This is a genomic window from Candidatus Cloacimonadota bacterium (genome assembly GCA_011372345.1).
In the GTDB taxonomy this organism is placed as follows: Bacteria; Cloacimonadota; Cloacimonadia; order Cloacimonadales; family TCS61; genus DRTC01.
In genome coordinates, this window is record DRTC01000297.1 from 1 (window position 1) to 2,742 (window position 2,742).

Annotated in this window: 4 protein-coding genes; all 4 read left to right on the top strand. The window is 37.6% G+C overall.

The window, feature by feature from the left end; translation table 11 throughout:
• A partial coding sequence (locus tag ENL20_05805; protein HHE38070.1) for an HlyD family secretion protein occupies positions 1-478 on the top strand: 478 nt, incomplete at its 5' end.
• Between the two features lie 440 nt (positions 479-918).
• Positions 919-2,262, top strand: a complete 1,344-nt coding sequence (gene glmM / locus ENL20_05810) for a phosphoglucosamine mutase (GenBank protein HHE38071.1) — start codon at positions 919-921, stop codon at positions 2,260-2,262.
• Complete coding sequence (locus ENL20_05815) at positions 2,259-2,402, top strand: hypothetical protein (GenBank protein ID HHE38072.1); 144 nt, start codon at positions 2,259-2,261, stop codon at positions 2,400-2,402. Before glmM ends, ENL20_05815 begins: the two co-directional genes overlap by 4 nt.
• Positions 2,403-2,414: 12 nt before the next feature.
• On the top strand, positions 2,415-2,711 hold the full coding sequence (gene higA, locus ENL20_05820) for an addiction module antidote protein, HigA family (GenBank protein ID HHE38073.1): 297 nt from the start codon (positions 2,415-2,417) through the stop codon (positions 2,709-2,711).
• Positions 2,712-2,742: the final 31 nt, after the last annotated feature.

Sequence of the window (2,742 nt, forward strand, 5' to 3'; positions counted from 1 at the left end):
GAAAAAGATGTTTTCGGAAAATGTCTCTCTCGTGGCGGAAAACCACCTGCTGAACTTGCAGGAATTAAAATCAAAATTAAATGAGCTGGAAAATGAAGCTGCTGAACTGAATGTTACTGCTCCGATTTCAGGAACAATTTCTGAAATAAATTGTGAACTGGGAGAATCTGTTGGAAAAGGAAAAAATATAGTAGAGATCTCTTTAGAAGAAAATATCTGGATCATTGCTTATGGAAATTCTTTCAGCAGACAGAAAATAAAAAAAGGAATGAAAGCAAAGATTTTCTGTACGAATGGTGAGAAAATCCAGGGAAAAATTGAAACTGTTTCTCCGGTTATGAAAAAGGTCAAAGCTCTTACCCCAACCTTTGAAACAGCAAATACATACACGGAGATAAAAATTATTTTTGTTGATCCAATCGAAGCGAAAAATAGCATCACTTCTGGTGAAAGACTGTTTGTCAGGATATATTTTTGATTCTATTACAAAACTTGCCAAATTTTAAAAATTTGGCAAGTTTGCAGCACAGAATTATATTCCGTGAAAAATGTACCCCAAACATTCTGTCTGCTTCTCGTCCCCAGATTTCATTTGGGAATTGATTTGTTTGAAAAATTTTATTTTGAACGAAACATACTAATAAAATATTGAATAACTCATCCTAACCTTCTCTTAAAAAGAGGAGTAAATATAAGGATTTTTTATTGTAACACAGAATTGCATTCTGTAAAAAAAAATAATAGAGTACATTTTAGTTACTTGTTCCCAAACTCCTGTTTGGGAACACTCAAGAAACTCTGTTTCAAAACAATTACTAACTTACAAAACAGAGTTTTAGTCATCCCTTATTCCCAAACAGGAGTTTGGGAACGAGTTTAAATTCTATCTTAAAAATAATAAACATTGGAGAATATTCTATGAGCAAATTAATGATCAGTGTTTCCGGAATTCGCGGAATTTTCGGAGAAACTTTAACACCGGAAATTGCCATGAAATTCGCAGCCCATTTCGGCAATTTTTCAGGTAAGGGGAAAATAATTGTCGGCAGAGATTCCAGAACTACGGGACCGGCAATGTTCCATGCTATCGTTTCAGGCTTGATAAGCGTCGGTTGTGAGGTTGTCGATATTGGTGTTGTTCCGACTCCGACAGTTCTTCTTGCAGTTGAAGAATCGGATGCAAAAGGTGGAATTTCTATTACTGCTTCGCATAATCCGGCAGAATGGAATGCCATGAAACTGGTAGGAGAAAACGGAATGTTCCTTTTTCCGGAAAGGGCAAAAGATTTTATCGCTTCCCTTGATAAATCTGTAAAATATGAGAGTTGGAAAAACATCGGCAAATTAACTTCCGATCAAACTGCAATCGACAAGCACATCGAGAAAATTCTGAAAATCTCATATCTCGATATTGAAAAGATCAGAGAACGCAAGTTCAGAGTCGTTGTCGATGCTGTCAATGGAGCCGGAGGTGTGATCATTCCCGAACTTCTGCGAAAACTCGGTTGTGAAGTGATCGAACTGAATTGCGAACCGACCGGAATTTTTGCTCACACTCCCGAACCTTTGAATAAGAATCTCGGTCAGCTTGAACAGGCAGTTAAAGAACATCGAGCAGATATTGGATTTGCTACTGATCCTGATGTGGACAGGCTTTCTATTGTTTCGGAAAAAGGAAAATGCATCGGAGAGGAACTTTCCCTGCTGCTTGCTGAAAAATATGTCCTTTCCAGGAAAAAAGGAGATATTGTCTGCAATCTCTCATCTTCCATGGCTTCGGAAGATATTGCTGAAGAATTCGGAGTAAAAGTTATTCGCACCAGAGTGGGGGAGATCAATGTCGGGAAAAAAATGAAAGAGATAAAAAGTCCGATCGGGGGAGAAGGAAATGGTGGTATTATCTGCCCGGAAGTTCATTACACGCGGGACGCTCCGGTTGGAATTGCTCTCATTCTCGGTTACCTTTCAGAACAAAGCAAGTCCATTTCCGAACTGGCAGACAAAATACCGAAATATTATTTTGCCAAAGATAAACTGAAGGTCGAGCCTGAAAAACTTGATTCTATCGTGGAGAAAGTTCCAATAATATTCAGGGATTTCAAACTCGATAAAACTGATGGCATAAAAGTTCTCGGAGATAAATTCTGGATACATATCCGTAAAAGCGGAACTGAACCGATCATCAGAGTTTATGTGGAAAGTGAAACATCGGAAAGATCAAGACAAATTTGTGAGGAGACGATTAGGAAGTTGATGAGATGAATCTTCCAGGATATAGATTACATAGATTGTCAGGAAAAGAACAAAAAACCTGGTCTGTTTGGGTAACTGGAAACTGGAGAATTACTTTCCGGTTTGAAAGAGAAAATGCAATATTAGTTGATTATAGAGATTTTCATTAGAAGGAGGTAAACATGATACAAACAAGAAAGCCAACGCATCCCGGAGAGCTATTTTTAGAAGATGTTATTAAACCTCTGGGAATAACAATATCAGAGGCAGCAAAACATTTAGGTGTTTCCCGCAAAACATTATCCAAATTAGTTAATTCCAGAAGTTCATTAACTCCGGTGATGGCATTACGGATCGCAAAAGCAACGGGAACCAGCCCTGATAGTTGGTTAAACATGCAGACAAAACTGGATTTATGGCTGGCATCACAACATAAACCTGAAAATGTAATAAAATTTGAATTTCAATTTGCAGGTTAATTTTTCAGTGCAAAATATGGATCAAACAAAA

Excerpts from the sequence above, each read along its gene's own strand:
- glmM (HHE38071.1), top strand. The coding sequence starts at position 919 with ATGAGCAAATTAATGATCAGTGTTTCCGGAATTCGCGGAATTTTCGGA.
- higA (HHE38073.1), top strand. The coding sequence starts at position 2,415 with ATGATACAAACAAGAAAGCCAACGCATCCCGGAGAGCTATTTTTAGAA.
- ENL20_05815 (HHE38072.1), top strand. The coding sequence starts at position 2,259 with ATGAATCTTCCAGGATATAGATTACATAGATTGTCAGGAAAAGAACAA.